Genomic DNA, 2,326 nt, shown 5'->3' with positions numbered 1-2,326 from the left:
GCGGTGCGCAAACTGGCCGAGCAACTTAAAAAAGTGGAAATTTTTGCGTTTGACACGGAAACCACAGCGGCTGATCCGTTGCGCGCCGAGCTGGTTGGCATGAGTTTTTCGTGGCAGGAGGGCGAAGGCTTTTATGTGCCGGTCGGGGCTTCGACAAGCTCAACCGTACCGCCTTCAACAAGCTCAGCCGAGTTGTCTTTGTTTGATAATGCGTTCGATGATTTTGTTTTGGAAGCGGCTGATGGCAAGCGCGAGCTTTCTTTGAAAAAAATCTTTCAGCCCATCCTGGAAGATGCCAACCGCAAAAAATGCGGTCAGAATACCAAATATGATCAGCTCGTGTTGCAGCGCTATGACGTTGCCATCCGCGGCGTGGTGCATGACACGATGGTCGCAAGTTACGTGTTGAATCCCAGTTTGCGCCAGCACAATCTCGATGCGTTGTGTGTGGAGCATTTCAATTATCGCAAGATTCCCACCAGCGAATTGATCGGTTCCGGCAAGAAACAAAAAAGCATGCGCGAGGTGCCGGTGGCAGAAGTCGCGAAATACGCGGCGGAAGATGCGGATTTCACGTTTCGTCTCTATCAATTGTTCGAGAAGAAACTGCGTGCGACGAATCTGCATGAGTTGTTTGATACCATTGAAATGCCGCTGGTCGACGTATTGCGCGAAATGGAATGGCATGGCGTGGGATTGGATTTGCCCTATCTCGCCAAAATGTCGGGTGAGCTGGAGGGCTTGCTGGCGACGTTGATGGCAGACATCTATGCGCTGGCGGGTGAAGAATTCAATATCAACTCACCGCAACAACTTGCCAAGATTTTATTCGAAAATCTCAAGCTGCCGCGCAAGCGCCGCACCAAAACCGGCTATTCCACCGACGCCGACGTGCTGGAAGAGCTGTCGAAGCTGCATGATTTGCCCCGGAAGATCATTGAATATCGCGAGTTGGCAAAGCTAAAATCGACCTATGTCGACAATCTGCCGCAGCTCGTGAATCCCTTTACCAAACGGTTGCACACGAGTTTCAATCAAACTGTGGCGGCCACCGGGCGCTTGTCGTCGAGCGATCCGAATTTGCAGAACATTCCGATTCGCACGGAGATTGGCCGGCAAATTCGCAAAGCCTTTATCGCGCCGCAAAAGGGCTGGCAACTGCTCGACGCCGATTATTCGCAAATCGAGCTGCGCATCATGGCGCATCTCTCCAAAGATGAAGCGATGATTGCCGCATTTCGCAACGATGAAGACATTCACACGGCGACAGCTTCGCGCGTGTTCAATGTGCCGATGGAAGAAATGACGCCGGAGGTGCGGCGGCGCGCGAAGGAAATCAACTTTGGCATTTTGTATGGCATGGGCGCATACGGCCTGAGCCGGCGGCTCGGCATCTCGGTGGAGGAGGCGCAGAATTTCATCACGAATTATTTTGTGCAATATCCGGGCGTGAATGAGTTCATCATGGGCATCATTGCCGACGCGCACAAGAATGGCTATGTGACGACGATGTTGGGCCGGCGGCGGTATTTGCCTGACATCAACAGCGACAATCAGCGCGTGCGCGAAGCGGCCGAACGCACCGCGATCAACACGCCGATTCAAGGCACGGCCGCGGATCTCATCAAAATTGCGATGATCAACATTCAACGCCGCTTGCACAAAGAGAAAATGCAAGCGCGCATGATTCTACAAGTACACGATGAACTGGTGTTCGAAGCGCCGCATGCCGAGATTGAAAAATTGAGAGAATTGGTGGTCGCTGAAATGGGCGGCGCCGTGCGCCTCGATGTTCCGGTAAAAATCGATGTTGGGGTGGGCAAAAATTGGCTCGAGGCGCATTGAGAGAGATGACGCATATTGAAGCTTCCCAATGAAATTTGATGTTCTTCTCACCGCTTTAAAAGCCTCGCCCACAAAATTAAAATCCCACAAAAGCAAAAAAGCTTTTAGTGGGATTTTGATTTTGTTGCCTGTGACGCCAAAAGCGTTCAAATCACCTTGGTCACTTTCAGCCAATCTTTCCGCTCTGCATTCACCGCGTTGATGGCTGCCGGCGAGCCGAGCACGACGACGAGTCCCTTCTCCTTTACACTTGCCAAAACCTCGGCAAACGCGCGGAAATCCTTCACGGTCGTGCCCAGAATTTGGTCGCGCGTGCGCTGGCGGAAGTCATCGTCATCTCCCAACAGATAACGCACCATCGAGGTATAGCCCTTGGCATCGGGAAGCTGGTAGGCGTCGAGATCGCCGATCGTGCCGATAATGCTTTTGCTCAATTCTTCCTGAGGAAGATCGATATTGCGCAGAAAATCGGCGGCGAGAT

At 52.4% G+C, this 2,326-nt stretch carries 1 protein-coding gene; it reads left to right on the top strand.

Translation table 11 applies throughout. The features are described from left to right. The coding region (gene polA / locus FBQ85_29350; GenBank protein ID MDL1879238.1) for a DNA polymerase I at positions 1-1,845 on the top strand (1,845 nt) is incomplete at its 5' end. Positions 1,846-2,326 lie beyond the last annotated feature (481 nt).

The organism is Cytophagia bacterium CHB2 (assembly GCA_030263535.1).
Lineage (GTDB): Bacteria > Zhuqueibacterota > Zhuqueibacteria > Zhuqueibacterales > Zhuqueibacteraceae > Coneutiohabitans.
This window is presented reverse-complemented; position numbering and strand designations above follow the sequence as displayed.